Genomic DNA, 15,478 nt, shown 5'->3' with positions numbered 1-15,478 from the left:
ACGGCATGGATCTGGTATATTTGGCGCCAGCCTCGGCGGGACAGCACCCCCCTCGGTCCGGCAGGACAGAGGGGGGTGCTGTCCCTCGGCCTCTCGTATCTTTGTCACCCTGCCTTTTCGGCTTTCGCAAAACTCGCGCGTTGAGTGATGCGCGCATACCAATCCCGAATATCGGCAAACTCGGCCAGCAGGGCTTGTCCCTCGGCGACCTTAACGAAATAGCCGATGATCGGTGCGGCGTGCAGGTCGGCCAGCGTCAGGTCCGTCCCCAACAGCCAAGGCCCTTCGGCTTTCAGCGAGGAGAGCGCCTGCAATGCCGTTCTTGCCTGCCGCAACCCGTTGGCGATCACGGCTTCGTCGGGCGGCGTTTTTTCCAGCCGCTCGACAGCGACATCCCAGACCATGGTCCTGTAGGCGTAGGCGTCGAGCAGGCCGGTGATCTGGTTCATGCGTGCTCGAGGCCGGGCTCCGGCCGGCTGCAGCGCCGGGCCGTCAAAGGCTTCGTCGACATAACGGGCAATCGCGCCAGTCTCGTAGAGGCGAAAGCCGTCATGCTCGAAGGTCGGGATGCGGCCGAACGGCTGGTGCTCGAAATACCAGCCGGGAATGCCGTCCGCGGCAAAGACGTCGACGGGCACGAGCTCGTAGCCGACGCCCTTTTCCTCCAGCACCAGCCGCACGATGCGCACATAGACGCTGTAGTCCGCGCCGTAGACGACGGGCTTGCCCATGCCGGTTGGGCTCAGGCCATCGCTTTCTGCAAATTCTCGTCGATCTTGTCGAGGAAGCCGGTGGTCGAAAGCCATGGCTGGTCGGGGCCGATCAGCAGCGACAGGTCCTTGGTCATGAAGCCGGACTCGACCGTCTGGATGCAGACCCTTTCCAGCGTCTCGGCAAAGCGCTTCAGTTCGGCATTGTCGTCGAGCTTGGCGCGATGCGCGAGGCCGCGCGTCCAAGCGAAGATCGAGGCGATCGAATTGGTCGAGGTCTCCTCGCCCTTCTGGTGCTGGCGATAGTGGCGGGTAACGGTGCCGTGCGCGGCTTCCGCCTCGACGGTCTTACCGTCCGGCGTCATCAGCACCGAGGTCATCAGGCCGAGCGAGCCGAAGCCTTGCGCCACCGTGTCGGACTGAACGTCGCCGTCATAATTCTTGCAGGCCCAGACATATCCACCCGACCATTTCAGGCTCGAGGCCACCATGTCGTCGATGAGCCGGTGCTCGTACCAGAGCTTCTTCGCTTTGAATTCTGTTTCGAACTCCGCCTCGTAGACCTCCTGGAAGATGTCCTTGAAGCGGCCGTCATAGGCTTTGAGGATCGTGTTCTTGGTCGAGAGGTAGACGGGGTAATTACGCAGCAGGCCGTAATTCAGGGAGGCGCGGGCGAATTCGCGGATCGATTCGTCGAGATTGTACATGGCCATGGCGACGCCGGCGCCGGGTGCGTCGAAGACATCGTGCTCGATCACCTGGCCGTCCTCGCCGACGAATTTGATCGTCAGCTTGCCCTTGCCGGGAAAGCGGAAGTCGGTGGCGCGGTACTGGTCGCCGAAGGCGTGGCGGCCGACGATGATCGGCTTGGTCCAGCCGGGCACCAGCCGCGGCACGTTCTTCATGATGATCGGCTCGCGAAAGATGGTGCCGCCGAGGATGTTGCGGATGGTGCCGTTCGGCGACTTCCACATCTTCTTCAGCTTGAATTCCTCGACGCGCTGCTCGTCGGGCGTGATCGTCGCGCATTTCACGCCGACGCCGTATTTCTTGATGGCGTTGGCGGAATCGATGGTCACCTGGTCGTTGGTGGCGTCGCGGTGCTCGATGCCGAGGTCGTAATATTCGAGCTTGAGGTCGAGATAAGGGTGGATCAGCTTGTCCTTGATGAACTGCCAGATGATGCGGGTCATCTCGTCGCCGTCGAGTTCGACGACCGGGTTCGCCACCTTGATCTTCGCCATGGAAAGAATGCCTCGCTTTTGGGGAACGGAACGGCCTTGCCCGCACGGCTGCCGGCCCTGGGATGCGGCCCGTATATCAAAGGCTTTTTGGCCGCGCAAACGGCGAACCGCGCCGTAGTGCCGGCATTCCTTGCGAAAGCTTCATTTTCGCCGCCAAATGTGGCAGGGGACTGCGAAATGCCGCAAACAGCAGTTCACTGACAACCATGGCCGCTACCCAGGATCCCGACACCCCTCTTGCCTCTGGAACTCCAGCGTCCGGACCGGCGATCATCCTGGTCGAGCCGCAGCTCGGCGAGAATATCGGCATGGTTGCACGCGCCATGGCCAATTTCGGCCTTTCCGAGCTGCGGCTCGTCAATCCGCGCGACGGCTGGCCGAGCGAGAAGGCGCGTGCCGCCGCAAGCCGCGCCGACCACGTCATCGATGCCGTCAAGGTGTTCGATGACCTGGCCTCGGCGGTTGCCGATTTGAACTTCGTCTTCGCCACCACGGCGCGCGCGCGCGACAATTTCAAGCCGGTGCGCGGTCCGGTCGAGGCGGGCAGGGCGCTGCGGGCGCGGCAGCGGGCCGGCCAGCGCACCGGCATCCTGTTCGGCCGCGAGCGCTTCGGCCTCTATAATGACGAGGTCGGCCTTGCCGACGAGATCGTCACCTTCCCCGTCGATCCAGCCTTCTCCTCGCTCAACATCGCCCAGGCTGCCCTGCTGATGTCCTATGAATGGATGAAGTCCGGCCTGGAAGACGAGACCAGGACCAACTTCTCCGGCCCCGAAATGCCGCCGGCTGCCAAGGAAGAATTGCACGGCCTGTTTGCGTATCTGGAAGGTGCACTGGAGGCGCGCGGCTATTTCCGCCCGGCAGCGAAGAAGCCGAAGATGGTCGACAATTTGCGCGCTGTGCTGACCCGCCCCGGCTTTGCCGAGCCGGAGCTCAAGGTGCTGCGCGGCATAATATCATCGCTGGACAGGTTCTCGCCGGCCATGCCGCGCGGCGACGGATCGCCCGGCGACGACCCAAGGCGGCTCCCGGCGGCCGCGGCACGCGCTGCGAGAGCGAAAGACAAAGACTAGCCTCGGAACGACCCATACCTCACCAGTAACCGAATGTTATTTGGTGTGATCCATTGTCCGGCGAACGATGGATCCTTTCGATGTTCAATTCAAATATCGGGCGTCTTCGCTTTTTCTTCTATTCCGCGGCCTTGCTGGTTGCGGAAATCGTGACCTTTGTGCTGTGCGTCGTGGAGACCATCGGCATCGAGGGTTTGGCCAATTCGAGGCCCGGACCTTCCAGGGAAGGGCTGGCCGCGGCTGTTCTCGTTACCTCGCTGGTGATCGTTCTGTTCCGCGCGAATTTCGCCTGGCGTCGAAGCCGCGACGCGCAAGGGTCGAGTTGGATCCTTTGGTCGTATATCGTGTTCTCGACCCTGTTCGCGATCCTGCAGGCCGGCACTGTTCTTGTCGTAAAATTCGACGGCGAAGATTCGCATTCCGGCCTCAACCTGCTGGGATTAGCTCTTGTCGGGCTGTGGGCCGTCATCTTGGCGGGCAAGCCGGCGGGCGGTGGCTCTGCGGATATGGCGTCATCCCTGAGTTTCGACGATTTCGACCCGCCCGGGCCGCTGCGCGGCGCCGCCGCGCTCCATTCAGCGTCAGCCGCCGGCGCGACGGCCCTGGCTCCAGCCTACGCCACGCGGGCCGCGCCGGTGCCGTCGAACCACCCTGCATCTCAACCTGCATCTCCGGCGAACGGCCGGCCGCGGCCCGGCGGCTTCGGCAAGCGGGGCCTTGTGTGATCGTCTCGCCGCATCAAGGCCATGATGGTTCCAGATAGAAGCGTCAGAGATAAAGCCATCGCCGACGCAAAGGATGGGCCCGCCTTCTCTCTTTCGAGCCCACGTGATCCCAGCCCTTAGTGAATTCAATGACGATGACCGATCCATCAAGCGCCCGTCCGATCCTGATGTTCGATTCCGGCATTGGCGGCCTCACCGTGCTGCGTGAGGCGCGCGTGCTGATGCCTGACCGCCGCTTCATCTATGTCGCCGACGACGCGGCGTTCCCCTTCGGCGCCTGGGAGGAACCGGCGCTGAGAACACATATCCTGGAGTTGTTCGCCAGGCTGCTCGACCGGTTTTCGCCGGCCATTTCGGTCATCGCCTGCAACACCGCCTCGACACTGGTCATCGATGCTTTGCGCGAGAGGTTTCCCGGCCATCCTTTCGTCGGCACCGTGCCGGCCATCAAGCCGGCGGCGGAACGCACGCGCTCAGGTCTGGTTTCGGTGCTGGCGACGCCCGGCACCGTCAAGCGCCAGTACACGCGCGATCTGATCAGCAAATGGGCGCAGAAATGCCATGTCCGCCTGGTCGGCAGCGACAGGCTGGCGGGATTGGCCGAAGCCTATATGCGCGACGGTTTTGTCGACGAGGACGCCGTGCGCGCAGAGATCGCGCCGTGCTTCGTCGAGCATGACGGGCTGCGCACCGACATCGTCGTGCTTGCCTGCACCCATTATCCGTTTTTGGCCAACCGCATGCGCAAGACAGCACCGTGGCCGGTCGACTGGCTCGACCCGGCCGAGGCGATCGCACGCCGGGCGCTGTCGCTGCTTGCCGATACCGAGGCCGCTTATCGCAGAGAGGCACTGCCGGAAGGCGCCGACCTTGCGTTCTTCACCTCGAACAGCGCCGATTTTCCGACGCGCCGGCTGATGCAGGGATTTGGCCTGACGATATCCTGACCGCAAGCAATTTTCGCTTTGGGAACATCACACCAGACAATGCGTTTTCCTCTCATCGGAAACGGGAGAAACCATCATGCCAGCCACCTCAAAAGCCCAGCAGAAAGCGGCCGGCGCGGCATTGTCAGCCAAGCGCGGCGAGACCAAGAAGGGCGCGCTCAAAGGCGCGTCAAAGGGAATGTATAAATCCATGAGCGAAAAACAGCTCGAGGAATTCGCCGAGACCAAGCGCAAGGGCCTGCCGGAAAAGAAGTCGAAACACTGATCGACTGGCCATTCTGACGGCGGATGCCGGTCAATAAAAGGCCCGCGGCTGAGCCGCGGGCCATGAAGTCTCAACGGGCGAGGACGAAAATTACCAGTTCCAGCCCCACCCGCAGCGCCGCACTTTGTAGCGGATGACCTTGCGATGACCGTGGCGCCACACCACCTTCTTCTTGACCACGATGCGGCAGACCTGGTGATGCCTGTGCCCATGCCAATGCCGGGCCTGCGCCGGCTCGGGCGCGACCGCCATCGTGCCGGCCATCACCGCGGCTCCTACCAACGTAAGGAAGAACTTCTTCATGCGAATTCCAGCTCCTCTGACTTCAGTCCCTTCCTGATGCCGCTGGCGCAACCTCCCGCCACATCCGGCACGTTCTACAACCGTAACACTATCCGGTTCGGCGATTCGCGCCAGCCAGAAGCTTGACAGCGGTTAAATCTCCGTTTAACCAGCCCACCAACACCGGGCCGCAATGCCCGGTGGTTTTCTTTATGTGTGCAAGACGTTTGGGAAGCCGGTTTTACTTTCCCTATGTCTTGTTTGAAATGACGTGTCCCGTGGGTTTTCCGTCGCGTTGCGTGGAAAACCCTGTCAGGTCTCGAAAACGGAGGCCAGAGGAGGGCGCGTTTCCTTCACCCGGACCATGAGGTTCCGGGTATGTTGTTTTGAAAGGGAATGCGATGAGCAAGCGCGAATCCGCGAAGTACAAGATCGACCGCCGTCTTGGCGAAAACATCTGGGGCCGCCCGAAGTCCCCGGTCAACAAGCGTGAATACGGCCCCGGCCAGCATGGCCAGCGCCGCAAGGGCAAGCTTTCCGATTTCGGCCTGCAGCTGCGCGCCAAGCAGAAGCTAAAGGGCCACTACGGCGACGTTTCGGAAAAGCAGTTCCGCAAGGTCTATGAAGAGGCGGACCGCCGCAAGGGCGACACCTCGGAGAACCTGATCGGCCTGCTCGAATCGCGCCTCGACGCGGTCGTCTACCGCGCCAAGTTCGTGCCGACCATCTTTGCGGCGCGCCAGTTCGTCAATCACGGCCACGTCAACGTCAACGGCAAGCGCGTCAACATCGGCTCGTACCGCTGCAAGCCGGGCGACGTCGTCGAAGTGCGCGAGAAGTCGAAGCAGCTGGTCATCGTGCTGGAATCGGTGGGCCTGGCCGAGCGCGACGTGCCCGATTATATTGAAGCCGATCACAACAAGATGACCGCGGCCTTCACGCGCATCCCCGGCCTGGCGGACGTTCCGTTTGCCGTGCAGATGGAACCGAACTTGGTCGTCGAATTCTATTCGCGCTGATCGTCGCGTTCGTCGCGATACAATCGAAGGCCGCCCGTCGAGGCGGCCTTTTCTTTTTTCGTTCCTTTTCCGCGGCGTCATTCCGAAATCGATTTCGATTTTCGGTCCGATGCGCTACTGCGGGCGGCAACAGGATCTTGGGGCCGACGCGCCGTGAACATGCAGCCAGACGCCGAAACGCTCGAACCGGTCGCCGACGCCGAAGGCGGCTTTCATCCTCTGTTTGCCGATGTGCCGTCCTCCGTCGAGTTCAACAAGCTGCGCAAACGGCTGTTGCGGCTTGCCCGCCAGGCGATCGACGATTTCTCCATGGTGAGGCCCGGCGACCGTTGGCTGGTCGCTCTGTCGGGCGGCAAGGATTCCTACGGCCTGCTTGCCGTTCTGCTCGATCTCAAATGGCGCGGGCTGCTGCCGGTCGAGCTGTTAGCCTGCAATCTCGACCAGGGCCAGCCGAACTTTCCCAAGCACATATTGCCCGATTATCTCGATAAATATGCCATTCCGCATCGCATCGAATATCAGGACACCTATTCGGTGGTCACCGACAAGCTGGCCGAGGGCAGCACCTATTGCTCGCTGTGCTCGCGGCTACGGCGCGGCCATCTCTATCGCATTGCCCGCGAGGAGGGCTGCTCGGCGCTGGTGCTCGGCCACCACCGCGAGGACATACTGGAAACCTTCTTCATGAACCTGTTCCATGGCGGGCGCCTGGCCGCCATGCCGCCGAAGCTGCTCAATGACGAAGGCGATGTCATGGTGCTGCGGCCGCTCGCCTATTGTGCGGAAGCCGATCTCGAGAAATTCGCCGGCGCCATGAAATTCCCGATCATTCCGTGCGATCTGTGCGGTAGCCAGGAAGGCCTGCAGCGCAACGCCATGAAGGCGATGCTCGACGACATCGAGAAGCGCATGCCCGGCCGCAAGGACACGATGATCCACGCCATGACCAATGTGCGGCGTTCGCATCTGCTCGACAGGAAGCTGTTCGATTTCGCCGCCCTCAACGAAACCCTCACCACCAGGCGTCCCGATGACATTTGACGATAGCGCGATCGACTGGCTTGCCGACCTTCTGTCGGAAGCCGCCGTCGCCGAGATCATGCCACGCTTTCGCCGGTTGAGCGAGGGCGACGTCCGTCGCAAGACCTCGGCCGCCGATCTCGTCACCGAGGCCGACGTCAATGCCGAACGGCTCATCACCGCCAGGCTGCGCCAGCGTTATCCCCACGCAATGATCGTCGGCGAGGAGGCCTGCTCCGACGACCCGACGCTGCTCGACGGTCTCGGCGATGCCGAACTCGCCTTCGTCATCGACCCGGTCGACGGCACCTTCAACTTCGCCTCCGGCGTGCCGCTGTTCGGCGTCATGCTTGGCGTCGTGGTCAAGGGCGAGACGGTCGTCGGCATCATTCACGATCCCGTCGGCAAGGATTGGCTGATCGGCGTTAGTGGCGCCGGCAGCCATATCCGCCATGCCCATGGCAATCTGGAAAAGGTCCATGTCGCCAAACCGGCGCCGATGTCGGAAATGACCGGTGCGGTCTCATGGCACTATGTGCCCGAGCCGGACCGCTCACGTTTGGCGCGCAACCAGACCAAGTCGCTATCGCAGTTCAATTATCGCTGCGCCGCCCATGAATACCGCCTGCTGGCCAGCGGCCACGGCCATTTCGTCGTCTACAACAAGCTGATGCCTTGGGACCACCTGGCCGGCGTGCTGATCCATGCGGAGGCCGGCGGCCATGCCGCGCGCTTCGACGGCAGCGCCTATCTGCCGTCGCATGTCGGGGGTGGCCTGCTGGTCGCACCGGACCGGGAGAGCTGGCGGCAGCTGCGCCGTGAGCTCTGGGCGGAATAGCTCTTCGCTGCCAAAGTTGTCCAATCTTGTGCGAAACCGGAGATCTCGAATGAAACCTCGGTCCGCAATTGTTGCAACGGCCTTTGCCCTTGCCTTGGTTGCCGGTGTCCATGAAGCAAGAGCTGGGGAACGCGCATGTCGCAGTCCCGACTCCGTCGACACCATAGACGAGATGTTCTCCGCGATCTTCGCCTGTTGGAAGCCGCCGCGCGGAAGCGCGGGCATGACCCTGACGCTGCAGTTCTCAATTCGCCGAAACGGCACGCTTATCGGCAAGCCGCGCGCCACCTACTCACATCTAGGGGACGATGGTCCGCTCAACCGGGCCTTCGTGGCTTCCGTCCTCGAGGCGCTCGACAAGGCTCTTCCACTGCCCGTTTCGGACAGTATGGGTGGAGCAATCGCAGGACGTACGCTGTTCCCTCGCTTCACCGCGGTCAGTGAGGGTGCATCCTAGGCGCACGCGCAATGGGCATTAAACCGGCGGGTTATGCGGCTGGAACAGTCTGCCGCGCTCGGCCAGCAGGATCATCAGCAGCGCCGCCACCGACACGCTGCAGAACCCGGCGGCCAGCGGCGTCACCGTGCCGTTGAAGGCTTGGCCGATCAGCGTGCCGAGAATGCCGCCAAGAAATGTCTGCATGAACCCAAGGATCGACGACGCAGTGCCGGCCAGGTGCCCCAGCGGCTCCATAGCGAGCGCGTTGAAGTTCGCGCCGAGCGCGCCGAACGGGACCATGGCGCAGGCAAAGAAGGTAATGAAGAGCCAGAGCGGCATCTTTATTTCGATGGAAACGACCAGCCAGGCAAGGCTGATGGCCAGAAACAGCAGCAGCGCGCTTTGCGACAGACGGCGCATGCCGATGCGGCCGACGAGGCGCGAGTTGAGGTAGTTCGAAAAAGCAAGTACGCCGGCAACCCCCGCGAAGATGACGGGGAACATCTCGCCGACATTGAACACGCTGACATAGATCTGCTGGGCCGAGGCGATGAAGCCGAACATGGCGCCGAAGATGAAGGTGCTGGCGAAGGCGTAGCAGAGCGCGATGCGGTTGGTGAGAACGATGCGGAAGCCGCCGATGATGGAGGACAACGTCAGCGGCCGGCGATATTCGGGGTGTAGTGTCTCGGGCAGGCGCAGCAGCGACCAGGCGGACACGATCAGCGCGCCGGCTGCCATGGTGACGAAGATCACATGCCAGGTCGCAAACAGCATGATGAACTGGCCGATACCGGGCGCCACCACCGGAATGGCCATGAACACCATGAAGATCAAGGACATGACTTCGGCCATGCGCCTTCCGTCGAACGTATCGCGCACGATCGAGACGGCAATGACGCGCGTCGCCGCCGCACCGATGCCTTGCACGGCCCGGCATAGCAGAAGCGTGGTGAATGACGGGGCGATTGCCGCAGCGCCGGCCGCCAGGACGTAGATCACCAGCCCTGCGACAAGCGGCGCGCGGCGCCCGAAGCGGTCCGAGATCGGCCCGAAGAACAGCTGTCCGCCGCCAAAGCCAAGGATATAGGCGGTGACAACATATTGCCGGTGGTTTTCATTTTCGATGCCAAGCGAAGCGCCGATCTGCTGCAGCGCCGGCAAAATAATGTCGATGGCCAGCGAATTGAGCGCCATCAGCGCCGCGCACAGCGCAATGAATTCCCAGCGCGGAATAGGCAAGGTGCTTGCCTTTTGCTGCGCTTGTGCTTGCTGATCCACGGCCAGTCCGATCCTCAAACGAAAATGCGCCGGCTGGCCGACGCATCCATTCGTTGATTGCCCGATAATGGGCAGAACTTTTTGCCAAGGTGGGGGCTGCCCCGGCGCTTAGCGCATGACCCCCGAAAATCGCAGGCGGAAGGTCATACGCAGAAACAGAAGTCAGGCGGCGCCTTTGACGCTGACGCCCTTTTCGACGAGGAAGGTCTGCAATTCGCCCGCCTGGAACATCTCGCGGATGATGTCGCAGCCGCCGACGAACTCGCCCTTGACGTAGAGCTGCGGGATGGTCGGCCAGTTTGAATAGTCCTTGATGCCTTGCCGCAGTTCGGCCGAAGTCAGCACGTCGACGCCCTTATAGTCGGCGCCGATATAGTCGAGGATCTGCACGACCTGGCCGGAAAATCCGCATTGCGGGAAGCCGGGCGTGCCCTTCATGAAGAGAACGACGTCGTTGCCCTTCACTTCATTGTCGATGTAGTCGTTGATGCCGCTCATGGAATACCCTTTCATGCCTGTGGGAGTCAGGCTCGAACATTACCCTTCAAATAAACCCATGGGTTGCGCGAAACAAGATGTTTGCCGCCTTGCCACGCAAATGGCGCAAAGGAACGTCTGATCTTGGGCCAAGAGCGTTGGCCACCATCTTTCCCGAGGCGCGATGAAAAGACGATATCTCGCCGGGTGCCTCCTCGCCGTTCTGTTCGCCGCACTGTCATTGATCTGGTGGGCCAGGTCGCCGAGACAGCCATCTCTCGTCGTCGGCGGTGAATTACCGGCGCCGTGCCGCGATACGAGCTTCGAGGCGGTCGCCTATGTCGTCTGCGAAATCGATCTGCGCCACTATGACATCGGTGTGTTCCACGCAGGCCTTGACGGCAAGGCTTTCGGTTCACTGGACAAATTCGACAAGGCGATGGCGGATCAGGGCCGGCCGGTGCTGCTCGCCATGAACGCCGGCATGTATCACCAAGACCTGACTCCGGTCGGCCTTCTCGTCGAAGACGGCCGGGAGAAGGCGACGATCAACGTCGCCGACAGCGGAGGCAATTTCTTCCTGAAACCGAATGGCGTCTTCCTGGTCCGCAAGGACGGCAAGGCGGCGGTCATGGAGACAAGCGCCTATGCTGCGACCAGACTGGACGTCATGTTTGCCACGCAATCCGGCCCGATGCTGGTGATCGACGGCCGGCTTCATCCCCGCTTCGAGCAAAACGGCACATCGCGCTATATCCGCAATGGCGTCGGCGTGCGTGACGAAAACACCGTCATGCTGGCGATCTCGCGCTCTGAAGTCAGCCTCGGCAGCTTCGCGCGACTGTTTCGAGACGCGCTCGATTGTCCCAACGCGCTTTTCTTCGACGGGGCCGTTTCGGCGCTGTCGAACGGCGAGCGGATGATTGTTGGTGGAAAGTATCCGGCGGGGCCGATCATTGCCGTGACCGGTAAGAAGCTTGCGAGCCGGTAACTGCAAGAGAGCTCAGTCCGGCACGCTAGTCTGCAGGGCAAGCGCGTGCAGTACGCCGCCCATGTTGCCCTTCAGCGCGTCATAGACCATCTGGTGCTGCTGGACGCGGCTTTTGCCGCGAAAGCTTTCGGCCACCACCTCAGCCGCATAATGGTCGCCGTCGCCGGCCAGGTCGCGAATCGTCACCTTGGCGTCGGGAATGCCTTCCTTGATCAGCCGTTCGATGTCGTGGGCGTCCATTGCCATGTGAGGATTCCTTGTTCAGGTCGTGATCTCATAGATATGGTCGAAATGGCGGATGAACCACAGGGAAAGGGGCCCACTCGATCACATCACGGGTCCACGACCTCATTTGCCATGAAGCGAGGGAACCAGGATTCGTGGGCGGCGGTCAATTCGCTGACCGGTATCGCACGCGCCTCGCCCAGCTTCAGTTCGCTGCCGCCGGTCGAGCCGATCCACGGCGCAAAAACGCCGAGCTTGTTTTGCTGTTCGCGAATGGCGTCCCATTGCTCGCTCTGCGGGTCGATCGACAGCGTCAGCAGATAACGGCCCTGGTCCTCGCCGAACCAGACCGGGATCGGATCTGCACCGATCAGGCCGGGAATGGTCGCGCCGATGCCGGAGGCCATCGCCATCTCGGCCAGCGCCACCGCGATGCCGCCATCGGAAACGTCATGCGCCGCGGTAACAACACCGGAGGCGATCAGTGCCCGCACATGGTCGCCGACCCGCTTCTCGTGGCCGAGATCGACCGGCGGCGGCGGGCCGTCGGCGCGGCCAAAGATGTCGCGCATATAGACCGACTGGCCAAGATGCGAGCCCCATATCGTCGGGGCGCCGACCAGCACGATCATCTGGTCTTCGGCGGCAAAGCCGATGCGCACCATTTTCGACCAGTCGGCAATCAGACCGACGCCGCCGATGGTTGGTGTCGGCAGGATGCCTTGGCCGTTGGTCTCATTGTAGAGCGAGACGTTGCCGGAGACGATCGGGAAGCCGAGCGCCCTGCAGGCATCGCCAATACCTTTCACCGCGCCGACCAACTGACCCATGATCTCCGGCCGTTCCGGATTGCCGAAATTGAGGTTGTCGGTGGCCGCGAGCGGCAGAGCACCGGTGGCGGTAAGATTGCGCCAGCATTCGGCAACCGCCTGCTTGCCGCCCTCGTAAGGGTCGGCCTCGCAATAGCGCGGCGTCACGTCGGAGGAGAAGGCGAGCGCCTTGGTCGGATGACCATCGACGCGCACGACACCGGCGTCGCCGCCGGGAAGCTGCAGGGAATTACCCTGGATCAGCGTGTCGTACTGCTCCCACACCCAGCGGCGCGAGGAGAGGTCCGGTCCGCCCAGCAGCTTGAGGAGTGCGTCGGCCACATCGGTTCGCGGTGCATCGCCAGCCAATGGCGCCGGTTTCTTCGGCTCGACCCAGGGACGGTCATATTCCGGCGCCTGGTCGCCGAGATCCTTGATCGGCAGGTTGGCGACCTCGTCGCCCTGGTGCAGCACGCGGAAGCGCAGATCGTCGGTGGTCTTGCCGACGATGGCAAAATCAAGGCCCCATTTGTGGAAGATCGCCTCGGCCTGTTTTTCCTTTTCGGGGCGCAGCACCATCAGCATGCGCTCCTGGCTCTCCGAAAGCATCATCTCATAGGCGCTCATGCGCTCTTCACGCACCGGCACCTTGTCGAGGTCGAGCTCGATGCCGAGGTCGCCCTTGGCGCCCATCTCGACCGCCGAGCAGGTGAGACCAGCGGCACCCATGTCCTGGATGGCGATAACGGCGCCGGACGCCATCAGTTCGAGGCAGGCTTCGAGCAGGCATTTTTCGGTGAAGGGATCGCCAACCTGGACCGTGGGCCGCTTCTCGTCGATCTTGTCGTCGAACTCTGCCGAGGCCATGGTGGCGCCGCCGACGCCGTCGCGCCCGGTCTTGGCGCCGAGATAGACGACCGGAAGGCCGACGCCCTTGGCCTCGGACAGAAAGATTGCGTCCGTCTTCGCGAGGCCCGCGGCAAACGCATTGACCAGGATATTGCCGTTGTAGCGGGCGTCGAAATTGACCTCGCCGCCGACCGTCGGCACGCCGAAGGAATTGCCATAGCCACCGACGCCGGAAACGACGCCGGCAACGAGGTGTTTGGTCTTGGGATGGTCCGGCGCACCGAAGCGCAGCGCGTTCATCGCCGCGATCGGCCGCGCGCCCATGGTGAAGACATCGCGCAGGATGCCACCGACGCCGGTCGCAGCTCCCTGATAAGGCTCGATATAGGAGGGGTGGTTATGGCTCTCCATCTTGAAGACGACGCAGTCGCCGTCGCCGATGTCGACCACACCGGCATTCTCGCCCGGGCCCTGGATGACTTGCGGCCCGGTGGTCGGCAGCGTGCGCAGCCACTTCTTCGAGGATTTGTAGGAACAATGCTCGTTCCACATCGCCGAAAAAATACCAAGTTCGGTAAAGCTCGGTTCGCGCCCGACCAGGTCGAGGATGCGTTGGTACTCGTCGGGCTTCAGCCCGTGCGCGGCAATGAGTTCCGGAGTGATCGGCACGGAATTGGAAATGGTCATGGTCGGCAAATTGTGTCCTTGGGATCGAGTCCCGTCTTATCGCAAGCTTTGCAGCCGATACACCCCGTTAGATGACTAAAACGATGGAAAGCAACAGCTGACGGCAAGTAGCGAAAGATCGCCACTCGACCCGCCGGTTTCAAGCCGGTTCAGGAAAAGCTGTCGTAGCCGGCGCGGCCCTCGTCCAGAAGCCGCCGGATCACCGCGACGCCGTGCGCGATATCGTCCCGCTGTCGCGGCTGCGAGATGCCAAACCGCACGCCGTGAAAGGCCTGTTCAGAACGCCCTGCCTTGAACTCATCCTCGTCGTCGATGAGCACGCCATGTTCGAGGCAGGCCTGTTTGAAAGTGCCGGAAAGCCACGGGTCGGGCAAAGTGAGCCAGACGAACGGCACATTATCCAGCGCCTTGAAGTCGAAGCCGTCGAGTGTCTCGCGCACGATCGCTATGCGCGCACCGATCTCGGCAATGCTGCGCTTGCGCATCTCGGCGGCCTGACTGGACAGCACCAGCCGGCTGCCCACCTCCGCCAGCAGAAACGGCAGGCCGCCCGTCATCATCTTGTGGGCAACCCGGATGCGGTGACGATAGGCCGGCGGGCAAGCGAGCCAACCGCCGCGAACACCCGCCGCGACCGATTTCGAGAGGCCGCCGGCAACGATGGTCCGTTCGGGAGCATATTCGGCCATTAAAGGCGTTGGGTCATCGGTCAGTCCGCCATAGAGATCGTCCTCGATCAGGACGACGTTATATTGACGGGCGACATGCGCGATTGCCTCGCGGCGCGATGCCGACAGCGTTGTCAGTGTCGGGTTCTTGGCCGTCGGCATCAAAAACATCATCTTCGGGTGCTTTTGCGCACAGACGCGCTCGAAATCCTGGGGATCGATGCCCTCGTCGTCCGCCACCACCAGTGCGGTCCGGCGACCGATCAAGCCGGCGCTGCGGGAAATCTGCGAATAGGTGAGGTGCTCGAAGACGACATAGTCGCCGGGGGAGGTGAGCCCCGCAATGGTTGCCATCACCGCGGCGTGGGTGCCGAGCGTGGGAACGATGGCATCCGCCGCCGGGCGAAAGGAATTGCGCGACAGCCAGCGCCTGCCGGCTTCGAACCAGCGGTCCGGGAAATCACGCGTGTAGCTTGAAATCTCATGCGGATGGTCTTGCGCCGTGCGTGTCAACACGTCAGCGACGATGGCACCCTGGCCGACATCCGGTGCGGCGGTGCTATCGAAGCGCAGTTTGTCGCCGGGCGCATCCATATAGCGCGTGCCTTGTTCGACCGGCCCCAGGAAATCCGGCTTTGCGCTCTCCGACTGTTGAGCGATAACATAGGTTCCGCGGCCGACCTCGCCGCTGACCAATCCCCGCTCGCGCAGCAATTGATAGGCCCTGCCGACCGTGCCGACAGTCGTGCCGATGTCGTATGCCAAATCGCGCTGCGGCGGCAGCTTTGCCCCTGCACCGATCAGGCCGCGGTCGATGTCCGTCTCGATGGAATCGGCAAGCCGCTGATAGAGCGGGCCAGTGCCGGCTGTAAGGTCTGGAAGCCAAGTTGTCATGGTGACAATTTTTTACATTGCACCGAAATGAGAGT

General features: G+C 62.3%; 17 protein-coding genes. 9 read left to right on the top strand and 8 right to left on the bottom strand.

The genetic code is table 11. The features are described from left to right. Positions 1–104 precede the first annotated feature (104 nt). Both NKI25_RS18150 and NKI25_RS18145 read right to left on the bottom strand, forming a co-directional pair. Entirely contained in the window at positions 105–731 is a 627-nt protein-coding gene (locus NKI25_RS18150) for a glutathione S-transferase family protein (protein ID WP_352590663.1), read from the bottom strand. An 11-nt stretch (positions 732–742) separates the two neighbouring features. Further along, on the bottom strand, positions 743–1,954 hold the full coding sequence (locus NKI25_RS18145) for an NADP-dependent isocitrate dehydrogenase (RefSeq protein WP_352457792.1): 1,212 nt from the start codon (positions 1,952–1,954) through the stop codon (positions 743–745). Positions 1,955–2,160: 206 nt separating this feature from the next. Here NKI25_RS18145 and NKI25_RS18140 point away from each other — a divergent pair, with 206 nt between their 5' ends. The 4 genes from NKI25_RS18140 (at position 2,161) to NKI25_RS18125 (ending at position 4,964) form a co-directional block, all read left to right on the top strand. After that, positions 2,161–3,027 carry an RNA methyltransferase gene (locus tag NKI25_RS18140; protein ID WP_352623654.1) on the top strand — a complete coding sequence of 289 codons (867 nt, stop codon included), beginning with the start codon at positions 2,161–2,163 and terminating at the stop codon, positions 3,025–3,027. A gap of 80 nt (positions 3,028–3,107) precedes the next feature. Continuing rightward, on the top strand, positions 3,108–3,752 hold the full coding sequence (locus NKI25_RS18135; RefSeq protein WP_352755231.1) for a hypothetical protein: 645 nt from the start codon (positions 3,108–3,110) through the stop codon (positions 3,750–3,752). 134 nt (positions 3,753–3,886) lie between these two features. Continuing rightward, positions 3,887–4,699: a glutamate racemase gene (gene murI / locus NKI25_RS18130; protein WP_352457798.1), complete on the top strand. Its 813-nt coding sequence runs from the start codon at positions 3,887–3,889 to the stop codon at positions 4,697–4,699. A 76-nt stretch (positions 4,700–4,775) separates the two neighbouring features. Further along, on the top strand, positions 4,776–4,964 hold the full coding sequence (locus NKI25_RS18125; RefSeq protein ID WP_023674705.1) for a DUF3008 family protein: 189 nt from the start codon (positions 4,776–4,778) through the stop codon (positions 4,962–4,964). Positions 4,965–5,054: 90 nt separating this feature from the next. Here NKI25_RS18125 and NKI25_RS18120 read toward each other — a convergent pair whose 3' ends face one another. Further along, positions 5,055–5,267 carry a hypothetical protein gene (locus NKI25_RS18120; protein WP_023674706.1) on the bottom strand — a complete coding sequence of 71 codons (213 nt, stop codon included), beginning with the start codon at positions 5,265–5,267 and terminating at the stop codon, positions 5,055–5,057. A gap of 380 nt (positions 5,268–5,647) precedes the next feature. Here NKI25_RS18120 and rpsD point away from each other — a divergent pair, with 380 nt between their 5' ends. The 4 genes from rpsD (at position 5,648) to NKI25_RS36470 (ending at position 8,580) form a co-directional block, all read left to right on the top strand. Further along, positions 5,648–6,265 carry a 30S ribosomal protein S4 gene (rpsD, locus tag NKI25_RS18115; protein ID WP_352457789.1) on the top strand — a complete coding sequence of 206 codons (618 nt, stop codon included), beginning with the start codon at positions 5,648–5,650 and terminating at the stop codon, positions 6,263–6,265. 153 nt (positions 6,266–6,418) lie between these two features. Then, entirely contained in the window at positions 6,419–7,306 is an 888-nt protein-coding gene (gene ttcA / locus NKI25_RS18110) for a tRNA 2-thiocytidine(32) synthetase TtcA (RefSeq protein WP_352998912.1), read from the top strand. Then, positions 7,296–8,123 (top strand): inositol monophosphatase family protein, encoded by an 828-nt coding sequence (locus tag NKI25_RS18105; protein ID WP_352998910.1) that lies wholly within the window; start codon positions 7,296–7,298, stop codon positions 8,121–8,123. Before ttcA ends, NKI25_RS18105 begins: the two co-directional genes overlap by 11 nt. Continuing rightward, the gene (locus NKI25_RS36470; RefSeq protein ID WP_502897396.1) at positions 8,008–8,580 is read left to right on the top strand and encodes a UCP034077 family protein; all 573 of its coding nucleotides are present in this window, start codon (positions 8,008–8,010) and stop codon (positions 8,578–8,580) included. The genes NKI25_RS18105 and NKI25_RS36470 overlap by 116 nt, the downstream gene beginning before the upstream one ends. Positions 8,581–8,598: 18 nt before the next feature. Here the strand turns inward: NKI25_RS36470 and NKI25_RS18095 are convergent, their stop codons facing one another. Both NKI25_RS18095 and grxD read right to left on the bottom strand, forming a co-directional pair. After that, on the bottom strand, positions 8,599–9,798 hold the full coding sequence (locus tag NKI25_RS18095; protein ID WP_502897046.1) for a multidrug effflux MFS transporter: 1,200 nt from the start codon (positions 9,796–9,798) through the stop codon (positions 8,599–8,601). Between the two features lie 207 nt (positions 9,799–10,005). Next, positions 10,006–10,341 carry a Grx4 family monothiol glutaredoxin gene (gene grxD / locus NKI25_RS18090; protein WP_023674712.1) on the bottom strand — a complete coding sequence of 112 codons (336 nt, stop codon included), beginning with the start codon at positions 10,339–10,341 and terminating at the stop codon, positions 10,006–10,008. A 163-nt stretch (positions 10,342–10,504) separates the two neighbouring features. Between grxD and NKI25_RS18085 the strand changes: the two genes are divergently transcribed. Then, complete coding sequence (locus tag NKI25_RS18085) at positions 10,505–11,311, top strand: phosphodiester glycosidase family protein (protein WP_352590679.1); 807 nt, start codon at positions 10,505–10,507, stop codon at positions 11,309–11,311. Positions 11,312–11,323: 12 nt separating this feature from the next. Here NKI25_RS18085 and NKI25_RS18080 read toward each other — a convergent pair whose 3' ends face one another. From NKI25_RS18080 to NKI25_RS18070, 3 genes are all read right to left on the bottom strand, one after another. Further along, positions 11,324–11,557, bottom strand: coding sequence for a BolA/IbaG family iron-sulfur metabolism protein (locus NKI25_RS18080; protein ID WP_023674714.1), 234 nt, complete (start codon positions 11,555–11,557; stop codon positions 11,324–11,326). Positions 11,558–11,643: 86 nt separating this feature from the next. Further along, positions 11,644–13,881 carry a phosphoribosylformylglycinamidine synthase subunit PurL gene (gene purL, locus NKI25_RS18075; protein WP_352590682.1) on the bottom strand — a complete coding sequence of 746 codons (2,238 nt, stop codon included), beginning with the start codon at positions 13,879–13,881 and terminating at the stop codon, positions 11,644–11,646. A 149-nt stretch (positions 13,882–14,030) separates the two neighbouring features. Then, a complete protein-coding gene (locus tag NKI25_RS18070) occupies positions 14,031–15,443 on the bottom strand; it encodes an aminotransferase-like domain-containing protein (protein ID WP_352590685.1) in 1,413 nt (470 codons plus the stop codon). Between the last annotated feature and the right edge of the window lie 35 nt (positions 15,444–15,478).

The sequence above is a fragment of the Mesorhizobium sp. M0808 genome (assembly GCF_040320025.1).
Lineage (GTDB): Bacteria > Pseudomonadota > Alphaproteobacteria > Rhizobiales > Rhizobiaceae > Mesorhizobium.
The sequence above is the reverse complement of the archived record's forward strand: the minus strand, read 5'-3'. Positions and strand labels throughout refer to the sequence as shown.

Excerpts from the sequence above, each read along its gene's own strand:
- NKI25_RS18150 (WP_352590663.1), bottom strand. The coding sequence starts at position 731 with ATGGGCAAGCCCGTCGTCTACGGCGCGGACTACAGCGTCTATGTGCGC.
- NKI25_RS18145 (WP_352457792.1), bottom strand. The coding sequence starts at position 1,954 with ATGGCGAAGATCAAGGTGGCGAACCCGGTCGTCGAACTCGACGGCGAC.
- NKI25_RS18140 (WP_352623654.1), top strand. The coding sequence starts at position 2,161 with ATGGCCGCTACCCAGGATCCCGACACCCCTCTTGCCTCTGGAACTCCA.
- NKI25_RS18135 (WP_352755231.1), top strand. The coding sequence starts at position 3,108 with ATGTTCAATTCAAATATCGGGCGTCTTCGCTTTTTCTTCTATTCCGCG.
- murI (WP_352457798.1), top strand. The coding sequence starts at position 3,887 with ATGACCGATCCATCAAGCGCCCGTCCGATCCTGATGTTCGATTCCGGC.
- NKI25_RS18125 (WP_023674705.1), top strand. The coding sequence starts at position 4,776 with ATGCCAGCCACCTCAAAAGCCCAGCAGAAAGCGGCCGGCGCGGCATTG.
- NKI25_RS18120 (WP_023674706.1), bottom strand. The coding sequence starts at position 5,267 with ATGAAGAAGTTCTTCCTTACGTTGGTAGGAGCCGCGGTGATGGCCGGC.
- rpsD (WP_352457789.1), top strand. The coding sequence starts at position 5,648 with ATGAGCAAGCGCGAATCCGCGAAGTACAAGATCGACCGCCGTCTTGGC.
- NKI25_RS18105 (WP_352998910.1), top strand. The coding sequence starts at position 7,296 with ATGACATTTGACGATAGCGCGATCGACTGGCTTGCCGACCTTCTGTCG.
- NKI25_RS36470 (WP_502897396.1), top strand. The coding sequence starts at position 8,008 with ATGCCGCGCGCTTCGACGGCAGCGCCTATCTGCCGTCGCATGTCGGGG.
- grxD (WP_023674712.1), bottom strand. The coding sequence starts at position 10,341 with ATGAGCGGCATCAACGACTACATCGACAATGAAGTGAAGGGCAACGAC.
- NKI25_RS18085 (WP_352590679.1), top strand. The coding sequence starts at position 10,505 with ATGAAAAGACGATATCTCGCCGGGTGCCTCCTCGCCGTTCTGTTCGCC.
- NKI25_RS18080 (WP_023674714.1), bottom strand. The coding sequence starts at position 11,557 with ATGGCAATGGACGCCCACGACATCGAACGGCTGATCAAGGAAGGCATT.
- purL (WP_352590682.1), bottom strand. The coding sequence starts at position 13,881 with ATGACCATTTCCAATTCCGTGCCGATCACTCCGGAACTCATTGCCGCG.
- NKI25_RS18070 (WP_352590685.1), bottom strand. The coding sequence starts at position 15,443 with ATGACAACTTGGCTTCCAGACCTTACAGCCGGCACTGGCCCGCTCTAT.